Below are 17,972 nucleotides of genomic sequence, written 5' to 3'. Positions count from 1 at the left end.
TCTTCGCATGGCCAGTCCCGCACTCCGCTTTGGTCGCTGGTCGCAGACCGGCAATGTCTACGCGATCACGGCTGTGACACGCGCACGCCGTCCCTGGTTCGACGACAAGGCCAATGTCGATCTGCTGATCGAAGCGCTGCGCACCGTAGAGCGGACGGGGCGGACCTCCTCCCTCGCCTGGGTGGTCATGCCGGACCACCTGCATTGGTTGGTCGAGTTGCGTACCGGAACGCTGGCCGGCTGCATGCAGATCCTGAAGTCCCGGGGTGGAAGATCCATCGCCAGGCGCGTTGATGCGAACGCACCGATCTGGCAGCCGGGGTACTACGACCATGCGTTGCGCAGCGATGAGTGCCTGCGCACGCAGGCGATGTACATTGCGGCCAATCCCGTGCGTGCTCGGCTGGCCACGCGCATCGGGGAATACCCCTATGTATGGAGTCGATGGCGGCTTTGGGGGTGATCGGTATTGAGGCCAAGAGCAGCCGAGCATGGGCTCGGCTCTACAGGGGCATCATGAAGGCTGCGGAGCCGAGCACATGCTCGGCTCCGCAGTCCGTTACGATCAATCTTCTTCCGGCGGCAGCACGATGGCGTCGTCGTCGATGGCCAGCTTGCCGGCCATCAGCACGGCCTGGGTGCGGTTGGTCACGCCCAGCTTGCGCAGGATGGCGGTGACGTGGGCCTTGATCGTCGCTTCGGAGACGTTGAGGTCGTAGGCGATCTGCTTGTTCAAGCGGCCGGCGCCCAGCATCTGCAGCACGCGGAACTGCTGCGGGGTCAGCTCGCGCAGGCGCTGGCCGACTTCGCGTTCTTCGCTGCCGGTGGGCGGCACGTTGTGCGCTTCCGGCGGTGCCCAGGTCTCGCCATCGAGGATGGTGCCCAGTGCGTGGCCGATGGTGTCCGAGTCCGCAGACTTCGGAATGAAGCCCAGCGCGCCGTGGTCGAGCGCGCGGCGCATCACCGTGGCTTCTTCGCGTGCGGACACCACCACCACCGGCAGGTGCGGGTGCAGCGAGCGCATGTGCACCAGCGCGTTGAAACCCTGCGCACCGGGCATGTTGAGGTCCATCAGGACCAGGTCGGCGTCGTTGTGCTGGTCGGCCAGTGCATACAGCGCTTCCACGCTGTCGGCCTCGAACAGCTGCACGCCGGGGATGACCCGCTGCACGGCCCCACGCAGGGCTTCGCGGAACAGCGGGTGGTCATCGGCAATCAGGAGGGTGGTCATGGTCGGGGGGAACCGTGGGGGGAAACTGCATGGGGCCAGATCCTACGACGGTCAGAGCCCGTTCCTGGCGGAACGGGATCCGGCCCCGGGATCCGGCCCCGGGTCGTACGTCAGCGCACCTTGCGCTCGTCCACCAGCGAGGCCACCACCGATGGGTCGGCCAGGGTCGAGGTATCGCCGAGCTGGTCCGGCGCGTTCTCGGCGATCTTGCGCAGGATGCGGCGCATGATCTTGCCCGAGCGGGTCTTCGGCAGGCCCGGCGCCCACTGCAGGTGGTCCGGCGTGGCGATCGGGCCGATCTCCTTGCGCACCCAGGCGACCAGTTCCTTCTGCAGTTCGTCGCTCGGTGCCTCTTCGGCCACCAGTGTCACGTAGGCGTAGATGCCCTGGCCCTTCACGTCGTGCGGGAAGCCGACCACGGCCGCTTCGGCCACCTTCGGGTGCGAGACCAGCGCGCTTTCCACTTCGGCGGTGCCGATGCGGTGGCCGGACACGTTGATCACATCGTCAACGCGGCCGGTGATCCAGTAGTAGCCGTCCTCGTCGCGGCGGCAACCGTCGCCGGTGAAGTAGCTGCCCGGGTAGGTGCGGAAATAGGTGTCGATGAAGCGCTGGTGGTCGCCGTACACCGTGCGCATCTGGCCCGGCCAGGAATCACGGATGATCAGGTTGCCCTCGGTCGGGCCGTCCTGGACCTCGCCATCGGCATTGACCAGCGCCGGCTGCACGCCGAAGAAGGGCAGGGTGGCCGAACCGGGCTTGAGGTCCATCGCGCCGGCCAGCGGCGAGATCAGGATGCCGCCGGTCTCGGTCTGCCACCAGGTATCGACGATCGGGCAGCGGCTGTCGCCGACCACTTCGTAGTACCAGCGCCAGGCTTCCGGATTGATCGGCTCGCCGACGCTGCCGAGCAGGCGCAGCGACGCGCGCGACGTCTTCTTCACCGGCTCCTCGCCTTCGCGCATCAGCGCGCGGATGGCGGTCGGGGCGGTGTAGAAGATGGTCACCTTGTGCTTGTCGATGACGTTCCAGAAACGCGAGGTGTCCGGGTAGTTCGGCACGCCTTCGAACATCAGCGAGGTCGCGCCGTTGGCCAGCGGCCCGTACACGATGTAGCTGTGGCCGGTGACCCAGCCGACATCGGCGGTGCACCAGTAGACGTCGTCTTCGCGCAGGTCGAACACCGCTTCATGGGTGTAGGCCGCGTACAGCAGGTAACCGCCGGTGGTGTGCAGCACGCCCTTGGGCTTGCCGGTGGAACCGGAGGTGTAGAGGATGAACAGCGGGTCTTCCGCGTTCATGCGTTCCGGTTCGCAGGTGGACGGCTGGCTGTCCACCACATCGTGGAACCAGCGGTCGCGCGGGGCCTGCATGTCCACCGCGCCGCCGGTGTGGCGCACCACCAGCACGGTTTCAACCGTATTCGTGCCCGGCAGCTTCAGCGCGGCATCAACGTTGGCCTTCAGCGGAATCCTGCGGCCACCGCGCAGGCCCTCGTCGGCGGTGATGATCAGCTTGCTCTGGCAGTCGCTGACGCGGTCGGCGATCGAGTTCGGCGCGAAGCCACCGAACACCACCGAGTGGATCGCACCGATGCGCGCGCAGGCCAGCATGGCCACCGCGGCGTCGACGATCATCGGCAGGTAGATGGTGACCCGGTCGCCCTTCTTGACGCCGAGGTTGCGCAGCGCGTTGCCGAGGCGGCAGGTGCGCTCGTAGAGCTCGCGATAGGTCACATGCTGGGCCGGTGCATCCGGGCCGTCCGGCTCGAACAGCAGGGCGGTCTTGTCGCCGCGCGTTTCCAGCTGGCGATCCAGGCAGTTCACGCTGGCATTGAGCTCGCCATCTTCGAACCACTTGATGTGGAAGTCGGACAGGTCATAGCTGACGTTCTTGATCTTCGTCGGCTTGCGCATCCATTGCAGGCGCTCGGCGGCCTTGCCCCAGAAACCATCCGGGTCGGTCACCGACGCCTGGTACTGCTGTTCGTACGACGTCTTGTCGATGCGTGCCTTGGCGGCGAACAGCGGATCGACGGGGTAGATATCAGCCATGGCACCCTCACTTGCACGTTGACTTTGTATGTGCGGTCGCAGCATCGCAACGACCGATCCCCCTCAGTTTGCCCCATTCACCCCCGGCCGCGTCACCACCCTGGTTAGACCATGGTCGAAAGTGAGCGCCCAGCAGGGCCGGGTTCGACCAATGGCCAATAGCCGCTGTGCGCGAACGCCCCGCAGTCTCGGCTCGACCGTGCCCCACGCGCGGCATCACCTTGCCACTTGGGAGAGAGGGCAACATGAGCCACCGTACGTTGAAAGCCGTGCGCACACCTTTGGCGGCCTGCCTGTTGGTCGCCCTGGTCGCACCGGGCATGGCGTTCGCAGAGACCGCCAAAGAGAAGGCACTGGAAGCACGCGTTGCTGAACTGGAACGCCAGGTCCAGCTGCTGCTGTCTTCGCAGCAACAACAACAGACCCAGATCAGCCAGACCCAGCAGGCGGTGACCGAAGTGCGCACGGTGCAGGCCGGGCAGAAGCCGGTCGCCTCGGTGCCGGCGGGCAAGCAGCCGATCCAGGTCACCACCATCACTCCGGGCGCCGCGCCCGGCACCACGGTCAAGATCGGTGGCTTCATCAAGGCCGACTTCCTGGCCACCCAGACCAGCGATGGCCAGCTGGCCGACGACGCCACCGGCCGTTCGCTGTACCTGCCGGGCCAGACCCCGGTGGAAGGCGCCGGCGGCAGCGGCAAGCGTTCGGGCACCGACTTCAACGCCCACGCCAAGTTCTCGCGCTTCAACCTGGGCATCGACAACGTGAGCGAATCGGGCAACAAGGCCGGTGCGTTCTTCGAGATGGACTTCTTCGGCAACTCGCTGGGCAACCAGACCGCCACCAATACCTATGGCGTGACCCTGCGCCACGCCTACATGTACTGGAACAACTGGATGGCCGGCCAGACCTGGTCCAACTTCATGGACGCGGCCGCGCTGCCGGAGGCGGTCGACTTCGTCGGCCCCACCGACGGCGTGATCTTCGTGCGCCAGGCCCAGGTGCGCTACACCCAGGGCGGCTTCAGCGTCGCACTGGAAAACCCGGAAACCACCACCCTCACCGGTACCCGCAACCCGGTCACCGGGGCCTGGACCAACGCCAGCGCCAACTCCGACCGTGGCAGCCTGCCCGACCTGACCATGCGTTATGGCTGGAAGGGCGACTGGGGCACCTTTGGTGTCGGTGGCATCGTCCGCCAGTTGAAGGTGGACAACCAGACCACCGGCGCGAAGGCCGACAAGGTGGCTGGCGGCCTGACCCTGGGCGGCAAGTGGGTGATGGGTGACAGCGATTCGCTGCACTACCAGCTGACCGGCGGCGAAGGCATCGCCCGCTACATCGGCCTGGGCATCACCGCCGACAGCGCCTACGACGTGGCCCGCGACGAGCTCAACCCGACCGGCGTGCTGGCCGGCTACGTGGGCTGGCGGCATGCGTTCTCGCCGAAGCTGCGCACCAACCTGATCTACGCGCGCAGCGACTACGACAACGACAGCATCCTCGGCCCGCTGGTGACCAAGAGCGTGCAGAGCATCCGCGGCAACATCTTCTATTCGCCGCTGCCCAAGGTCGATATCGGCGCCGAGCTGATGTACGGCCGTCGCGAAGTGGAGAACGGCAACAAGGGTGACATCACCCGGTTGCAGTTCACCACGAAGTACAGCTTCTAAGAGCGTGCCGGCCAGCGGCCGGCACCTACCGAGATGGGGTGCCGGCCAAGGTCGGCATCTACCGAGATGGGGTGCCGGCCAAGGTCGGCATCTACCGAGATGGGGTGCCGGCCAAAGTCGGCACCTACAGAGATTGTGTGCCGACCAACGGTCGGCACCCACCCACAACGATTGCTTCGGAGGGGAAGCGTCTTATGTCCAGCACTGCACCAGGCCCGCACCATGCGGCGGGCACCCTGACCAAGGGCCACAAGAAAGTCATCTTCGCCTCGAGCCTCGGCACGGTCTTCGAGTGGTATGACTTCTTCCTGTACGGCTCGCTCGCGGCCATCATCGCCAAGCAGTTCTTCAGTGGCGTCAATGAAACCACGGGCATGATCTTCGCCCTGCTGGCGTTCGCTGCCGGCTTCTTCGTGCGTCCGTTCGGCGCGGCCTTCTTCGGCAGCCTCGGCGACCGCATCGGCCGCAAGTACACCTTCCTGGTCACCATCCTGATCATGGGCATCTCGACCTTCCTGGTCGGCGTGCTGCCCAACTACGCCTCGATCGGTTTCGCCGCACCGGTGATCCTGATCATCCTGCGCCTGGCCCAGGGCCTGGCGATGGGCGGCGAGTACGGCGGTGCCGCCACCTACGTGGCCGAGCACGCGCCGGACGACAAGCGCGGCCTGTACACCAGCTTCATCCAGTGCACCGCCACGCTGGGCCTGTTCCTGTCGCTGCTGATCATCCTGGCCTGCCGCATGACGCTGGGCAACGAGGCCTTCGAAGCCTGGGGCTGGCGCATCCCGTTCCTGGTCTCGATCCTGCTGCTGGGCATTTCGGTATGGATCCGCCTGCAGCTGAGCGAATCGCCGCTGTTCCAGCAGATGAAGGCTGAAGGCAAGGGCTCCAAGACCCCGTTCCGCGACAGCCTGAAGGGTGGCAACCTGAAGCTGATGCTGCTGGTCCTGCTCGGTGCGGCGGCCGGCCAGGCGGTGGTCTGGTACGGCGGCCAGTTCTACGCGCTGTTCTTCCTCAGCAGCATGCTGAAGGTCGATGCCACCACCTCCTACCTGCTGATCGCCGCTGCGCTGGCACTGGGTACGCCGTTCTTCATCTTCTTCGGCTGGCTGTCCGACCGCATCGGTCGCAAGAAGATCATCCTGGCCGGCTGCCTGCTGGCGGCCATCACCTACATCCCGATCTTCAAGGGCCTGACCCACTTCGCCAACCCGGCCATCGAAGAAGCCCGCAGCAGCTCGCCGGCCCTGGTCGTGGCCGATCCGGCTACCTGCTCGTTCCAGTTCGATCCGGTCGGCCTGCGCAAGTTCACCAGCTCCTGCGACGTGGCCACCGCCGCGCTGACCAAGGCCGGTGTGCCGTACGACGTGCAGCCCGCCGCCGCCGGTTCGCTGGCGATGGTGAACGTGGGCAGCGCCAGCGTCACCTCGTATGAGGCCGCCGGCCTGACCAAGGAAGAAGGCAAGGCCAAGGCCGATGCGTTCGGTGCGGAACTGAAGACCGCCCTGACCACCGCCGGCTACCCGGCCAAGGCCGATGGCGCCCGCATCAACATCGCCGGCACCATCTTCATGCTGTGGCTGCTGGTGCTGTACGTGACCATGGTCTACGGCCCGATCGCCGCCTACCTGGTCGAACTGTTCCCGACCCGCATCCGCTACACCTCGATGTCGCTGCCGTACCACATCGGCAACGGCTGGTTCGGTGGCTTCCTGCCGGCGATCTCGTTCGCGCTGGTGGCCGGTACCGGCAACCTGTACTACGGCCTGTGGTACCCGATCGCGATCGCACTGATGTCGGTGGTGATCGGCGGCCTGTTCCTGCGCGAAACCAAGAACGTGGATATCACCAAGTAACCGGTGGGTTCCATGCAGTGAAGGAAAGGCCGCGGTGCAGACCGCGGCCTTTCTGCTTGTGGGCCGTGCCCACTCGGCCCGCATCCGGTAGTGCCGGCCGCTGGCCGGCAACCTCCTGAATCGCCGCGGACATGAAGCCCTTGCCGGCCAGCGGCCGGCACTACCATTGCGTTGCGCAGCACCCCGTATAGTCGGCCCATGACCACCACCACGCCGGCAGACCTTCCCGCCCTCCTGCACACCCTGCGCAGCGCCTGGCAGGCCCAGCGCCCCACGCTCGACCAGCGCGAAGCCGACCTGCGCCGTCTGCGCGAGGCATTGAAGCCGCGCCTGGACGAAATGGCCCAGGCCATCGCCGAGGACTTCGGGCATCGCGCCCACGTTGAATCGAAGCTGGCCGATGGCATGAGCGTGCTGTCGGCCATCGACCACCTGCGCCGCCACCTGCGGCGCTGGTCGAAGCCGCAGCGGGCATCGGCGGGATGGAAGCTGTGGCCGGCGCGCGCGCAGCTGCGGCCGACGCCGTTGGGCGTGGTCGGGGTGATCTCACCGTGGAACTACCCGGTCACGCTGGCATTGGTGCCTTTGGCCACCGCCATCGCTGCGGGCAACCACGTACTGCTGAAACCTTCGGAACACACGCCCCGCACCAGCGCGTTCCTGGCCGATCTGCTGGCCAGCGTGTTCCCGCCCGATCGGGTGGCGGTGGTGCAGGGCGGGGCGGATGTGGCCGCAGCGGTGTCGTCGCTGCCGCTGGACCATCTGCTGTTCACCGGCTCGACGGCGGTTGGCCGCAAGGTGATGGCCGCCGCCGCTGAGCATCTGGTACCGGTCACACTGGAGCTGGGCGGCAAGTCGCCGGCGATTGTCTGTCGCGATTTCCCGCTGGACAAAGCCGCTGCGCGGCTGGCCACCGGCAAGTGGTTCAACGCGGGCCAGACCTGCATCGCGCCGGATTACGTGCTGATCGATACCGTTCGCCAGCGCGAATTCGTACAGGCGCTGCAGCAGCAGGTGCGCGAGCGCTATGGCGACTTCAGCGATGCCGACGACTACACCCGCATCATCAATGAAGGCCAGTACCGGCGCCTGCAGGGCTACCTGGCACAGGCGCGGCAGCGCGGGGTGCCGGTGATTCCGCTGGCGCAGGTGGATGACGCGCGCGCCGACCGCGAGCGCCTGCTGGTGCCGACCGTGGTGCTGGACCCGCCGGACGACCTGGACCTGATGCGCGAGGAGATCTTCGGCCCGATCCTTCCGGTGCGGGCCTACCCGGACCTGGAGGCGGCGCTGGCGGACGTGCTGTCCCGCGACCGGCCGCTGGCGCTGTATCCCTTCAGCCACGACCGCGCGGCGGTGGAGCGCATCCTCGGCCAGGTGGTGGCCGGCGGGGTGACGGTGAATGACACGCTGCTGCACTTCGCCGCCGATGGCCTGCCGTTTGGCGGGGTAGGGGCCAGCGGCATGGGCGCGTACCACGGCCGCGCCGGGTTCGATGCGATGAGCAAGCGGCTGCCGGTGCTGTGGCAGTCGCGCTGGGCGGCCAGCGACCGGCTGCGGCCGCCGTATTCGAGGATTGCGGGGTTGTTGCGGTTCCTGCTGCGATGAAGCCACGCATGGCGTGGCTCCACTTGATTCAGGGCCTGATTCTTCTGTAGAGCCGAGCCCACGCTCGGCTGCTCTTGGCTGGTCCAGGCAGACACAGCCGAGCGTGGGCTCGGCTCTACAAGGCAACCCAAGCCCACCCGGGTAGAATGCCCCCATGAAGATCGCCTCGTGGAACGTCAATTCGCTCAATGTCCGCCTGCCGCACCTGGAGCAGTGGCTCAAGGACTTCGGCCCGGACATCGTCGGCATCCAGGAAACCAAGCTGGAGGACCACAAGTTCCCCGATTCGGCGCTGATCGCCGCGGGCTACCGCAGCGTGTTCGCCGGCCAGAAGACCTACAACGGCGTGGCGCTGCTGTCGCGTGAGCCGGCGCAGGACGTGCAGATCGGCATTCCCGGTTTCGAGGACGAGCAGAAGCGCGTCATCGCCGGCACCTTCGGCGACCTGCGGGTGATCAACCTGTACGTGGTCAACGGCCAGGACATCGGTACCGACAAGTACGACTACAAGCTGCGCTGGCTGGAAGCGGTGCATGCCTGGATCGCCGGAGAACTGCAGCGCCACCCGAAGCTGATCGTGATGGGCGACTTCAACATCGCCCCGGACGCGCGCGACGTGCACGACCCGGCGGTGTGGAACGACAACCACATCCTGACCTCCACCGCCGAGCGCGGCGCATTGAACAAGCTGCTGCAGCTGGGCCTGCACGATGGCTTCCGCCTGCACAACGACGAGGCGGGTACCTTCAGCTGGTGGGACTACCGTGCCGCCGGCTTCCGCCGCAACCTGGGCCTGCGCATCGACCTGACCCTGGTCTCCGATGCGCTGAAGGGCAGTGCGGTGGCCTCGGGCATCGACCGCGAGCCGCGCACCTGGGAACGCCCGAGTGACCATGCGCCGGCCTGGGTGCAGATCGGTTGAACGAACAGGGCCCGACGATTGCCGGGCCCGTTCTGGAACATCTGCCGGCCAGTGGCCGGCACTACCCTCAGATCACCGTATGCTCTTGCGGGTGAACAGGTTGACGATCGCCAGCAGGATCACCGCGCCGATCAGCGAGAACAGGAAGGTGCGGAGGGTGATCGCTTCGTTGATGCCGCCGCCGAATAGCCAGCCGGAAATCAGCGCGCCGACGATGCCGACCACGATGTTGAGGATGATGCCCTGCTGGGCATCGCGCTTCATGATGATGCTGGCCAGCCAGCCTACGATGCCGCCGACGATCAGCCAGATGATGATGCCCATGATCGAACCTCCGGTGGGGAACTGTGACCAGTTGACGCGCAGGGCTGTGAACCCGTCGTGGAATTGCGTGATGGGCGTGTGCGCATGAGCCTGCCAGCCACCCTCGATGGCCCCTGGCGCTTCGGTCCGGTGACGGTCTGGCGGCGCCCGCATGTGCCGGGCCAGCGTGGTGAACCGCAGGCGCGGCAGGTGCTGGCACAGGCATTGGGCGCCGACCCGCAGACGCTGCCGCTGGTCCGCGATGACAAGGGCCGGCCGGAACTGAGCGGCCCGTTGGCCCACTACGGCACCGGCTGGAGCCATAGCGGCGAGGTGCTGCTGGTGGCGCTGGGCGAAGGCGTGCGGCTGGGCGTGGACCTGGAGCTGCTGCGGCCGCGACCGCGCCTGCTGGAAATCGTGCGGCGCTTCTTCCACCCGCAGGAGGTGGCCTGGCTGGAACGCCTGGATGAGGCCGGGCGCGAGCACTGGTTCTTCCGCGTGTGGTGCGTCAAGGAGGCCATCCTGAAGGCGCACGGGCAGGGCATCTCGTTCGGCCTGCACCGCCTGCAGCTGGCGCCCGGGCCCGATGGCGCCCTGCACCTGCGCTGGTGCGACCCGGAACTGGGCGAGGCCGCGCGCTGGCACCTGCACGAGTGGCAGGCCAGCGGCCAGTTCCGCGCCGCATTGGCCTGGTATCCACACTGAAGCGGGGAATCGGCGCGCAAAACCGGCGATAATGCCGGCATGAGCGAACACCCACTTCCCGCCAGCGTGTCTGCCACGCTGGAACAGGGCCTGGCCAGCATGGGCCTGGACGCCGCGCTGGCGCCGCCGTTGCTGCGCTACCTGGCCCTGCTGCACCGCTGGAACGGCACCTACAACCTCACCGCCATCCGCGACCCGCAGGAGATGGTCACCCGCCACCTGCTCGACTCGCTGGCGATGCAGCCGTTCGTGGCCGACGGCAGCCTGGCCGACCTTGGCACCGGCCCCGGGCTGCCCGGCATCCCGCTGGCGATCGCCTGCCCGGGCCTGCAGGTCACCCTGGTCGAGAGCAACGGCAAGAAGGCGCGCTTCATGCGCGAAGCCGTGCGCCAGCTCGGCCTGGGCAACGCCCGCGTGGCCGAGTCGCGCGCCGAGGCGCTGGACGAGGCCGGCCGCTACGACCAGCTGACCGCGCGCGCGATGGACACCCTGGCCGGCATCGTCCGCGTCGGTGGCCACCTGCTGCGCCCCGGCGGCGTACTGCTGGCCATGAAGGGCGTCTACCCGCATGAGGAGATCGCGGACCTGCCGGCGGGCTGGCAGGTGCGCGAGGTGACCCCGTTGAGCGTGCCCGGCCTGGCCGGCGAACGCCACCTGGTCACTGTTACAGGCCCCTGATTCCCGCCGCCAGCCCCTTGTGGAACAACGGGTTGGCGATCCACGATTTCCGCAAGGGGCCGGTTGTACGCATAATGACCGGTCCCAGCACACGTCGACGAGGCACACCCGCATGGCCCGCATCATCGCCATCGCCAACCAGAAGGGTGGCGTCGGCAAGACCACGACCGCCGTCAACCTGGCCGCTTCCCTGGCCAACGCACCCAAGCGCGTGCTGTTGGTCGACCTGGATTCGCAGGGCAACGCGACCATGGGCAGTGGCGTGGACAAACGCGAGCTGGCCGCCTCCACCTGTGACCTGCTGCTCGGCGAGAACAGCGCTGCCGATGTACGCGTGCAGACTGCCGAGGGTTACGACCTGCTGCCCGGCAATATCGACCTGACAGCCGCCGAGATCCAGCTGATGGGCCAGAGCGAGCGCGAGCAGCGCCTGAAGCGCGCGCTGGCGCCGATCCGCGACGAGTACGACTACATCCTGATCGACTGCCCGCCGGCGCTGTCGCTGCTGACGCTCAACGCGCTGGCCGCCGCCGACTCGGTGATCGTGCCGATGCAGTGCGAGTACTACGCGCTGGAAGGCCTGAGCGCGCTGGTGGAAACCATCGAAGCGCTGCGCACCAGCCTGAACCCGGCGCTGGAGATCGAAGGCGTGCTGCGCACCATGTTCGACGTGCGCAACAACCTGGCCAACGCAGTGTCGGCCGAGCTCACCGAGCACTTCGGCGACCGCGTGTTCCGCACCATCGTGCCGCGCAACGTGCGCCTGGCCGAGGCACCCAGCCATGGCCAGAGCATCGTCGGCTACGACCGCGCCTCGCGCGGTGGCGTGGCCTACCTAGGCCTGGCCGGCGAGATCATCCGCCGCAACAACGAACGCAACAAGGCCGGCAAGGCCGTGGAGATCGTCTGATGACCAGCAGCAAGCCGGCAGCCAAGAAGCGAGGCCTCGGCCGTGGCCTGGATGCGCTGTTGGGCCCGAAAGGCGCGGTCAGCCAGGTGCAGGCCACCACCGCGGTGATCGAGCCGCTGCCGGGTGAAGTGCTGCGCAAGTTGCCGGTCGGCCAGCTGCAGCCGGGCAAGTATCAGCCGCGCCGCGAGATGGACGAGGGCAAGCTGTCCGAGCTGGCCGACTCGATCAAGTCGCAGGGCGTGATCCAGCCGATCCTGGTGCGCCAGCTGCCGGCGGGCAACTACGAAATCGTCGCCGGTGAACGCCGTTGGCGCGCATCGCAGCTGGCCGGCCTGGACGAAGTGCCGGTGGTGGTGCGCGAGCTGGAAGACCGCACCGTCATCGCGATGGCGCTGATCGAGAACATCCAGCGCGAAGACCTCAACCCGCTGGAAGAAGCCGAGGCGCTGCAGCGCCTGATCAGCGAGTTCACCCTGACCCATGCCGAGGCCGCCGAGGCCGTCGGCCGCTCGCGCGCGGCGGTGTCCAACCTGCTGCGCCTGCTGGAGCTGCCGGTGGCGATCCGCCTGCTGCTGGAAACCCGCCGCCTGGAAATGGGCCACGCCCGCGCGCTGCTGACCCTGGCTCCCGAGCTGGCCGGCAAGCTGGCCCAGGAAGCAGCCGATGAAGGCTGGTCGGTGCGCGAGGTCGAGCGCCGGGCGCAGGCCTTCGCCGCCGGCAAGGTGCCGAGCAACCGCCCGGCGGCCACGCCGAAGGTGCAGCAGGCCGACATCGCCTCGCTGGAAACCGAACTGTCCGAAGCATTGGGCGCCAAGGTGGCGATCCATCATGGCCGCGGTGGCAAGGGCAAGCTGATCATCCACTACACCGACCTGGATACCCTGGACGGCGTGCTGGAAAAGCTGCGCACGCGCCAGGGCTGAGCCCGGCGCAGTGACAGGGGCGCGGCCCGTTCCTGCCGTGTCCCGCCAATGACAGGGAACGTACCGCCGCGCGCGCCGTGGGATGTACTGCCTTCCGGCCCGTGGCCTCATCCAGGGAGCAGGACATGAGCAACGCATTCGACGACGTCAGCCCGGGCGGCAGCCCGATCCTGGTGCACAGCCGCCAGAAGGACTTCACCCCGCCGCAGGGCGAAGAACACATCGAGGCGATCGGCGCGCACATCGAGCGCCACCTGGGCCCGGTGTCCGGCGTCTTCCACGAGATCATCTCCGACCTGGTGCACATCGACGTGCACGTGGTGCCGGCTACCGACCAGTTCCCGTATCTGCGGCTGGTGACTTCCGGCATGAGCGATCTGCCGATGACCGTGCCCGCCGAGGTGGATGCGGACGTGCCGCGCTACATGGAGCTGATGGTGACCCTGCCGGCCGACTGGCCGATCTCGCAGGACGCCTTCGAGGACGAGCGCAACTACTGGCCGGTGCGCCTGCTGAAGGGCATGGCGCGGCTGCCGCACGAGTACGACACCTGGCTGGGCTTCGGCCACACCATTCCCAACGGGCATCCCAGCGAACCCTACGCGCCGGGCGTGGGCTTCGACGGTGCCATCGTGCTGCCGCCGGTAACCACCCCGGAAGAATTCGCCGAGCTGGTGCTGGAAGATGGCAGGACCATCGCCTTCATGGCCCTGATGCCGCTGTACCCGGAGGAGATGGACCTGAAGCTGAAGAAGGGCGCCGAGGCGCTGCTCGACCGCTTCGATGCGAAGAAGATCCAGGACGTGATCGAACCCGGCCGCACCAATGTGGCCAAGAAGCGTTTCGGGCTGTTCTGAGCCCGCAGCGTATCCTCTGCACCTGTACTCATTGATTTCCAGGCAACTGCAATGACCATCCTGCTCACCGGCGCTGCCGGCTTCATCGGTGCCTACACCGCCCGCGCGCTGCTGGAGGCGGGCCAGCCGGTGGTCGGCCTGGACAATTTCAACGACTACTACGACCCGCAGATCAAGCGCGACCGTGTGGCCGCACTGTGCCCGACCCTGGACCTGCGCACCCTCGACCTGACCGACCGCGAGGGCCTGGCTGCGCTGTTCGATGAAGTGCAGCCGACGGCGGTGATCCATCTGGCCGCCCAGGCCGGCGTGCGCTATTCGCTGGAAAACCCGCACGCCTACGTCGACAGCAACCTGGTCGGCTTCGTCAACATGCTCGAACTGTGCCGCCACCGTGGCGTGCAGCACCTGGTGTATGCCTCCAGCAGCTCGGTCTACGGCGATTCGGCCACGCCGCCGTTCTCCGAGGACCAGCGCGTAGACCAGCCGCGTTCGCTGTACGCGGCGACCAAGGCGGCCAATGAGCTGATGGCTTACACCTACGCGCAGCTGTACGGCCTGCATGCCACCGGCCTGCGCTTCTTCACCGTGTATGGCCCGTGGGGCCGGCCGGACATGGCACCGCTGCTGTTCTCCCGCGCGGTGCTGGCCGGGCGGCCGATCGACGTGTTCAACGAAGGCCGCATGCAGCGCGATTTCACACATGTCTCCGACATTGTGTGCGGTATCCTCGGCGCCCTCGCGCATCCGGCCGACGGCCCGGTGCCGCACCGGGTGTTCAACCTCGGCAACCATACGCCGGTCGAGCTGGAGCGCTTCATCAGCGTGATCGAGCAGGCCGCCGGCCGCCCCGCGCAGAAGGTGTACAAGCCCATGCAGCCCGGCGACATGGTGCGCACGATGGCCGATACCCGGCGCGCACATGACGCTTTCGGCTTCGATGCGGTGACCCCGATCGAAGAAGGCCTGCCGCCTGTGGTGCAGTGGTGCCGCGAGTATTTTGGCGATCGCGCCTGAGGATGGATCCTCACGCCGCGGGGTTCATCTTCGGATAACCTCGGCAGCGGAGAATGCGCGGTCTTTGTCCCCCCTTTGGCCGAGTGCCTTATGAGCCAACCCGAGCTTTCCGTTGTCGTCCCGGTATTCAACGAGCGCGACAATGTCGCCCCGCTGGTCGCCGAAATCACCGCCGCGCTGCGTGGCCGGCTGCCGTTCGAAATCGTCTACATCGACGATCACTCGCGCGATGACACCCTGGCGGTGCTGCAGGGACTGAAGGCGACCACCCCGGAACTGCGCGTGCTGCACCATGTGAACCAGAGCGGGCAGAGCACCGCGGTGCGCACCGGCGTCAAGCACGCGCGCGCGCCGTGGATCGCGACCCTGGATGGCGATGGCCAGAACGATCCGGCCGATATCCCCAAGCTGCTCGCCGCACGCGACGCCGCCGAGGCGCAGGTGAAGCTGTTCGCCGGCTGGCGCGTCAACCGCCAGGACAGCGGCAGCAAGCGCTGGGCCAGCAAATGGGCCAACGCCATCCGTGCACGCATGCTGCGCGACGATACGCCCGATACCGGCTGCGGCATCAAGCTGTTCGAACGCAGCGCGTTCCTCGACCTGCCGTACTTCGACCACATGCACCGCTACCTGCCGGCGCTGATGCAGCGCGCCGGCTGGAAGACCACCAGCGTGCCGGTCAACCACCGCCACCGTACCGCTGGCGTGTCCAAGTACAACAACCTCGGCCGCGCGCTGGTCGGCATCCGCGACCTGCGTGGCGTGGCCTGGCTGATCACCCGCAGCAAGCGCACCGCGGTGGAGGAGCGCTGATGGATCTGGAGCTGCATTGGCTCGACCAGCCGCTGACCTGGCTGTACTGGACCGGCCTGCACGTGACCGGCTGGAAGCTGATCGGCTATACCGGCGCGCTGATGTTCGGCGGCCGCTGGCTGGTCCAGTTCGTCGCGTCCAAGCGCGCCGGCAAGCCGGTGATCCCGCGCCTGTTCTGGTACATGAGCGTGCTCGGCAGCCTGATGACGCTGAGCTACTTCCTGTTCTCGGCCAAGCAGGACTCGGTGGGCGTGCTGCAGAACCTGTTCCCGGCGTTCACCGCGCTGTACAGCCTGCACCTGGACATCAAGCACCGCGGCTGGAAGCGAGACAAGGCCAGCCACTGAGGCCCCGGGGGTCGGATCCCTTTTCATGGGAAAGGGCTCTGACCCCGTCCGGATCACCCCGTCCGGATCCGCGGCGCATCCACGCATGACGTGGGTCTACTGCGTACCTGGCTACCGTGCCTGGTAGCTGCCAACCTTGGTTGGCACACGGGGAACCCAGCGCCAACCAAGGTTGGCGGCTACCGGGGCCCCGGTCTGCTGCGCAGGCAGGACCTTCGTCCCATGCCACGGGCGATGGGCGGTGCCATGATCGGGGTCTGCCTTCCCGGGAACCTGTGCTCGTGAAAACCCGCCTTGCCGTTGCCCTGCTGATCGCCCTGTCCGCCCCCGCCGTGGCCCTGGCCGCGCCGCCCGCCACCGCCGCACCGTCCGGCGTGGCCACTGAATCGCCCGCCGACGCCGCCTTCCGCGCGCTGTACGAGAAGGAATGGAAGTGGCGCCAGCAGGGCGGTGGCGAGGCCAGCGAGGACGAGGACGCCCCGGCGAACGCCACCCGCATGCCCGACGTCGGCCCGGCCGCGCAGCAGGCGCGCCTGAAGGTGTGGGATGAGACCCTGGCCGCGCTGAAGAAGATCGACCCGAAGACCCTGTCGGCCGACAACCAGGTCAACTACGCGATCTACCACGACCAGGTGTTCAACCTGGCCGAAGAGACGCGCCTGCGCGGCTACGAGATGCCGTTCAACGCCGATTCCTCGTTCTGGTCCAACCTGTCCTTCATGGCCCGGCGCGAGATGAAGACCGTGCAGGACTACCAGAACTACATCGCACGCCTGAATGATGTACCGCGCTACTTCGGCCAGCAGACCGAGAACATGCGCGCCGGCCTGAAGCGTGGTTTCAGCGTGCCGCGCGCGGTGCTCGATGGCCGCGAAGTGTCCATCGCCACCGTCGCCGAGCTGAAGGACCCGACCGAGTCGCCGCTGTACGCGCCGTTCAAGAAGCTGCCCACCACCATCCCGGCCGCCGAGCAGGCCAGGCTGCAGGCGCAGGCGCGCGCGGCGATCAGCGGCAAGGTGGTGCCGGCGTTCCAGCAGCTGCGCACCTTCTTCGTCAACGAGTACGTGCCACAGGCGCGCACCACCCTGGCCGCAGAAGCGATGCCCGATGGCAAGGCGTACTACCGGCAGCAGATCCACGAATACACCACGCTGGACCTGTCGCCGGACGAGATCCACCGCATCGGCCTGGGCGAGGTCGAGCGCATCCAGAAGGAAATGAACGACATCATCAAGCAGGTGAAGTTCAAGGGCAGCTTTGCCGAGTTCCTGACCTTCCTGCGTACCGATCCGCAGTTCTATGCAAAGACACCGGAAGAGCTGCTGTCGCGTGCCGCGTGGATCTCCAAGCGGGCGGACGGCCAGCTGGGCAAGTACATGACGTTGCCGCGCGCGCGCTTCACCATCGTGCCGGTGCCGCCAGACATCGCACCGTTCTGGACGGCCGGCCGCGGTGGCATGGGCACCTACTGGCTCAACACCTACAACCTGCCGTCGCGCCCGCTGTACAACCTGCCGGCGCTGACCCTGCATGAATCCGATCCGGGCCACTCGCTGCAGGGCGCGATCGCCGCCGAGCAGAAGAACCTGCCGGAGTTCCGCCGCAACGCCTACATCTCCGCCTATGGCGAAGGCTGGGCGCTGTACTGCGAGAAGCTGGGCGTGGAGATGGGCATCTACGAAACCCCGTACGAGGATTTCGGCCGCCTGACCTACGAGATGTGGCGTGCCGCGCGCCTGGTGATCGACACCGGCGTGCACAGCAAGGGCTGGACCCGCGAGCAGGCGTTGGCCTACCTGCGTGACCACACCGCGCTGAGCGAGCATGAAGTGACCACCGAGGTGGACCGCTACATCTCCTGGCCTGGCCAGGCGCTGAGCTACAAGCTGGGCGAGATCGCCATCGTGCGCCTGCGTGCGCAGGCCGAGAAGGAGCTGGGCGACAAGTTCGACATCAAGGGCTTCCACGACACCCTGCTCAAGCAGGGCTCGGTGCCGCTGCCGGTGCTGGAACAGCAGATCCAGGCCTACATCGCCGAGCGCAAGAAGGCCTGACCGTGCAAGGGTAGTGCC

General features: G+C 67.2%; 17 protein-coding genes. 14 read left to right on the top strand and 3 right to left on the bottom strand.

Features of this window, described 5'->3' with window-relative positions; translation table 11 throughout:
* The first annotated feature begins 7 nt into the window (after positions 1 to 7).
* Positions 8 to 463 carry an REP-associated tyrosine transposase gene (locus ACT6SE_RS20740; RefSeq protein ID WP_046433289.1) on the top strand — a complete coding sequence of 152 codons (456 nt, stop codon included), beginning with the start codon at positions 8 to 10 and terminating at the stop codon, positions 461 to 463.
* A 102-nt stretch (positions 464 to 565) separates the two neighbouring features.
* On the opposite strand, the gene ACT6SE_RS20735 is transcribed toward ACT6SE_RS20740, so the two are convergent.
* Together ACT6SE_RS20735 and acs are read right to left on the bottom strand one after the other, a co-directional pair.
* Positions 566 to 1,231 carry a response regulator transcription factor gene (locus ACT6SE_RS20735; protein WP_006477308.1) on the bottom strand — a complete coding sequence of 222 codons (666 nt, stop codon included), beginning with the start codon at positions 1,229 to 1,231 and terminating at the stop codon, positions 566 to 568.
* Between the two features lie 110 nt (positions 1,232 to 1,341).
* Positions 1,342 to 3,285: an acetate--CoA ligase gene (gene acs / locus ACT6SE_RS20730; protein ID WP_049420844.1), complete on the bottom strand. Its 1,944-nt coding sequence runs from the start codon at positions 3,283 to 3,285 to the stop codon at positions 1,342 to 1,344.
* Positions 3,286 to 3,530: 245 nt separating this feature from the next.
* Here acs and ACT6SE_RS20725 point away from each other — a divergent pair, with 245 nt between their 5' ends.
* From ACT6SE_RS20725 to xth, 4 genes are all read left to right on the top strand, one after another.
* Complete coding sequence (locus ACT6SE_RS20725) at positions 3,531 to 4,958, top strand: DcaP family trimeric outer membrane transporter (RefSeq protein WP_046433283.1); 1,428 nt, start codon at positions 3,531 to 3,533, stop codon at positions 4,956 to 4,958.
* 194 nt (positions 4,959 to 5,152) lie between these two features.
* Entirely contained in the window at positions 5,153 to 6,817 is a 1,665-nt protein-coding gene (locus tag ACT6SE_RS20720) for an MFS transporter (RefSeq protein ID WP_014648890.1), read from the top strand.
* A 198-nt stretch (positions 6,818 to 7,015) separates the two neighbouring features.
* On the top strand, positions 7,016 to 8,425 hold the full coding sequence (locus ACT6SE_RS20715) for a coniferyl aldehyde dehydrogenase (RefSeq protein ID WP_046433280.1): 1,410 nt from the start codon (positions 7,016 to 7,018) through the stop codon (positions 8,423 to 8,425).
* A gap of 154 nt (positions 8,426 to 8,579) precedes the next feature.
* Positions 8,580 to 9,347: an exodeoxyribonuclease III gene (xth, locus tag ACT6SE_RS20710; RefSeq protein ID WP_046433277.1), complete on the top strand. Its 768-nt coding sequence runs from the start codon at positions 8,580 to 8,582 to the stop codon at positions 9,345 to 9,347.
* Between the two features lie 72 nt (positions 9,348 to 9,419).
* On the opposite strand, the gene ACT6SE_RS20705 is transcribed toward xth, so the two are convergent.
* On the bottom strand, positions 9,420 to 9,671 hold the full coding sequence (locus tag ACT6SE_RS20705) for a GlsB/YeaQ/YmgE family stress response membrane protein (protein ID WP_014648887.1): 252 nt from the start codon (positions 9,669 to 9,671) through the stop codon (positions 9,420 to 9,422).
* Positions 9,672 to 9,755: 84 nt separating this feature from the next.
* On the opposite strand from ACT6SE_RS20705, the gene ACT6SE_RS20700 reads away from it, so the two are divergent.
* The 9 genes from ACT6SE_RS20700 (at position 9,756) to ACT6SE_RS20660 (ending at position 17,954) form a co-directional block, all read left to right on the top strand.
* Positions 9,756 to 10,355 (top strand): 4'-phosphopantetheinyl transferase family protein, encoded by a 600-nt coding sequence (locus ACT6SE_RS20700; protein ID WP_046433275.1) that lies wholly within the window; start codon positions 9,756 to 9,758, stop codon positions 10,353 to 10,355.
* 39 nt (positions 10,356 to 10,394) lie between these two features.
* Positions 10,395 to 11,033, top strand: a complete 639-nt coding sequence (gene rsmG, locus ACT6SE_RS20695) for a 16S rRNA (guanine(527)-N(7))-methyltransferase RsmG (RefSeq protein ID WP_014648885.1) — start codon at positions 10,395 to 10,397, stop codon at positions 11,031 to 11,033.
* Between the two features lie 112 nt (positions 11,034 to 11,145).
* Positions 11,146 to 11,943, top strand: a complete 798-nt coding sequence (locus ACT6SE_RS20690) for a ParA family protein (RefSeq protein WP_014648884.1) — start codon at positions 11,146 to 11,148, stop codon at positions 11,941 to 11,943.
* The gene (locus ACT6SE_RS20685; protein WP_046433272.1) at positions 11,943 to 12,866 is read left to right on the top strand and encodes a ParB/RepB/Spo0J family partition protein; all 924 of its coding nucleotides are present in this window, start codon (positions 11,943 to 11,945) and stop codon (positions 12,864 to 12,866) included. The genes ACT6SE_RS20690 and ACT6SE_RS20685 overlap by 1 nt, the downstream gene beginning before the upstream one ends.
* A gap of 125 nt (positions 12,867 to 12,991) precedes the next feature.
* Entirely contained in the window at positions 12,992 to 13,723 is a 732-nt protein-coding gene (locus tag ACT6SE_RS20680) for a suppressor of fused domain protein (protein WP_046433270.1), read from the top strand.
* A 51-nt stretch (positions 13,724 to 13,774) separates the two neighbouring features.
* Complete coding sequence (locus ACT6SE_RS20675) at positions 13,775 to 14,740, top strand: NAD-dependent epimerase/dehydratase family protein (RefSeq protein ID WP_046433267.1); 966 nt, start codon at positions 13,775 to 13,777, stop codon at positions 14,738 to 14,740.
* 90 nt (positions 14,741 to 14,830) lie between these two features.
* A complete protein-coding gene (locus tag ACT6SE_RS20670; protein ID WP_005420380.1) occupies positions 14,831 to 15,553 on the top strand; it encodes a glycosyltransferase family 2 protein in 723 nt (240 codons plus the stop codon).
* Complete coding sequence (locus tag ACT6SE_RS20665) at positions 15,553 to 15,900, top strand: lipid-A-disaccharide synthase N-terminal domain-containing protein (RefSeq protein WP_014648879.1); 348 nt, start codon at positions 15,553 to 15,555, stop codon at positions 15,898 to 15,900. Before ACT6SE_RS20670 ends, ACT6SE_RS20665 begins: the two co-directional genes overlap by 1 nt.
* Positions 15,901 to 16,181: 281 nt before the next feature.
* Positions 16,182 to 17,954 (top strand): DUF885 domain-containing protein, encoded by a 1,773-nt coding sequence (locus ACT6SE_RS20660; RefSeq protein WP_049420846.1) that lies wholly within the window; start codon positions 16,182 to 16,184, stop codon positions 17,952 to 17,954.
* The last annotated feature ends 18 nt before the right edge of the window (positions 17,955 to 17,972 follow it).

Origin of the sequence: Stenotrophomonas sp. LC732 (assembly GCF_052446685.1) — a bacterium.
In the GTDB taxonomy this organism is placed as follows: domain Bacteria; phylum Pseudomonadota; class Gammaproteobacteria; order Xanthomonadales; family Xanthomonadaceae; genus Stenotrophomonas; species Stenotrophomonas muris.
The sequence above is the reverse complement of the archived record's forward strand: the minus strand, read 5'-3'. Positions and strand labels throughout refer to the sequence as shown.

Excerpts from the sequence above, each read along its gene's own strand:
- ACT6SE_RS20740 (WP_046433289.1), top strand. The coding sequence starts at position 8 with ATGGCCAGTCCCGCACTCCGCTTTGGTCGCTGGTCGCAGACCGGCAAT.
- ACT6SE_RS20735 (WP_006477308.1), bottom strand. The coding sequence starts at position 1,231 with ATGACCACCCTCCTGATTGCCGATGACCACCCGCTGTTCCGCGAAGCC.
- acs (WP_049420844.1), bottom strand. The coding sequence starts at position 3,285 with ATGGCTGATATCTACCCCGTCGATCCGCTGTTCGCCGCCAAGGCACGC.
- ACT6SE_RS20725 (WP_046433283.1), top strand. The coding sequence starts at position 3,531 with ATGAGCCACCGTACGTTGAAAGCCGTGCGCACACCTTTGGCGGCCTGC.
- ACT6SE_RS20720 (WP_014648890.1), top strand. The coding sequence starts at position 5,153 with ATGTCCAGCACTGCACCAGGCCCGCACCATGCGGCGGGCACCCTGACC.
- ACT6SE_RS20715 (WP_046433280.1), top strand. The coding sequence starts at position 7,016 with ATGACCACCACCACGCCGGCAGACCTTCCCGCCCTCCTGCACACCCTG.
- xth (WP_046433277.1), top strand. The coding sequence starts at position 8,580 with ATGAAGATCGCCTCGTGGAACGTCAATTCGCTCAATGTCCGCCTGCCG.
- ACT6SE_RS20705 (WP_014648887.1), bottom strand. The coding sequence starts at position 9,671 with ATGGGCATCATCATCTGGCTGATCGTCGGCGGCATCGTAGGCTGGCTG.
- ACT6SE_RS20700 (WP_046433275.1), top strand. The coding sequence starts at position 9,756 with ATGAGCCTGCCAGCCACCCTCGATGGCCCCTGGCGCTTCGGTCCGGTG.
- rsmG (WP_014648885.1), top strand. The coding sequence starts at position 10,395 with ATGAGCGAACACCCACTTCCCGCCAGCGTGTCTGCCACGCTGGAACAG.
- ACT6SE_RS20690 (WP_014648884.1), top strand. The coding sequence starts at position 11,146 with ATGGCCCGCATCATCGCCATCGCCAACCAGAAGGGTGGCGTCGGCAAG.
- ACT6SE_RS20685 (WP_046433272.1), top strand. The coding sequence starts at position 11,943 with ATGACCAGCAGCAAGCCGGCAGCCAAGAAGCGAGGCCTCGGCCGTGGC.
- ACT6SE_RS20680 (WP_046433270.1), top strand. The coding sequence starts at position 12,992 with ATGAGCAACGCATTCGACGACGTCAGCCCGGGCGGCAGCCCGATCCTG.
- ACT6SE_RS20675 (WP_046433267.1), top strand. The coding sequence starts at position 13,775 with ATGACCATCCTGCTCACCGGCGCTGCCGGCTTCATCGGTGCCTACACC.
- ACT6SE_RS20670 (WP_005420380.1), top strand. The coding sequence starts at position 14,831 with ATGAGCCAACCCGAGCTTTCCGTTGTCGTCCCGGTATTCAACGAGCGC.
- ACT6SE_RS20665 (WP_014648879.1), top strand. The coding sequence starts at position 15,553 with ATGGATCTGGAGCTGCATTGGCTCGACCAGCCGCTGACCTGGCTGTAC.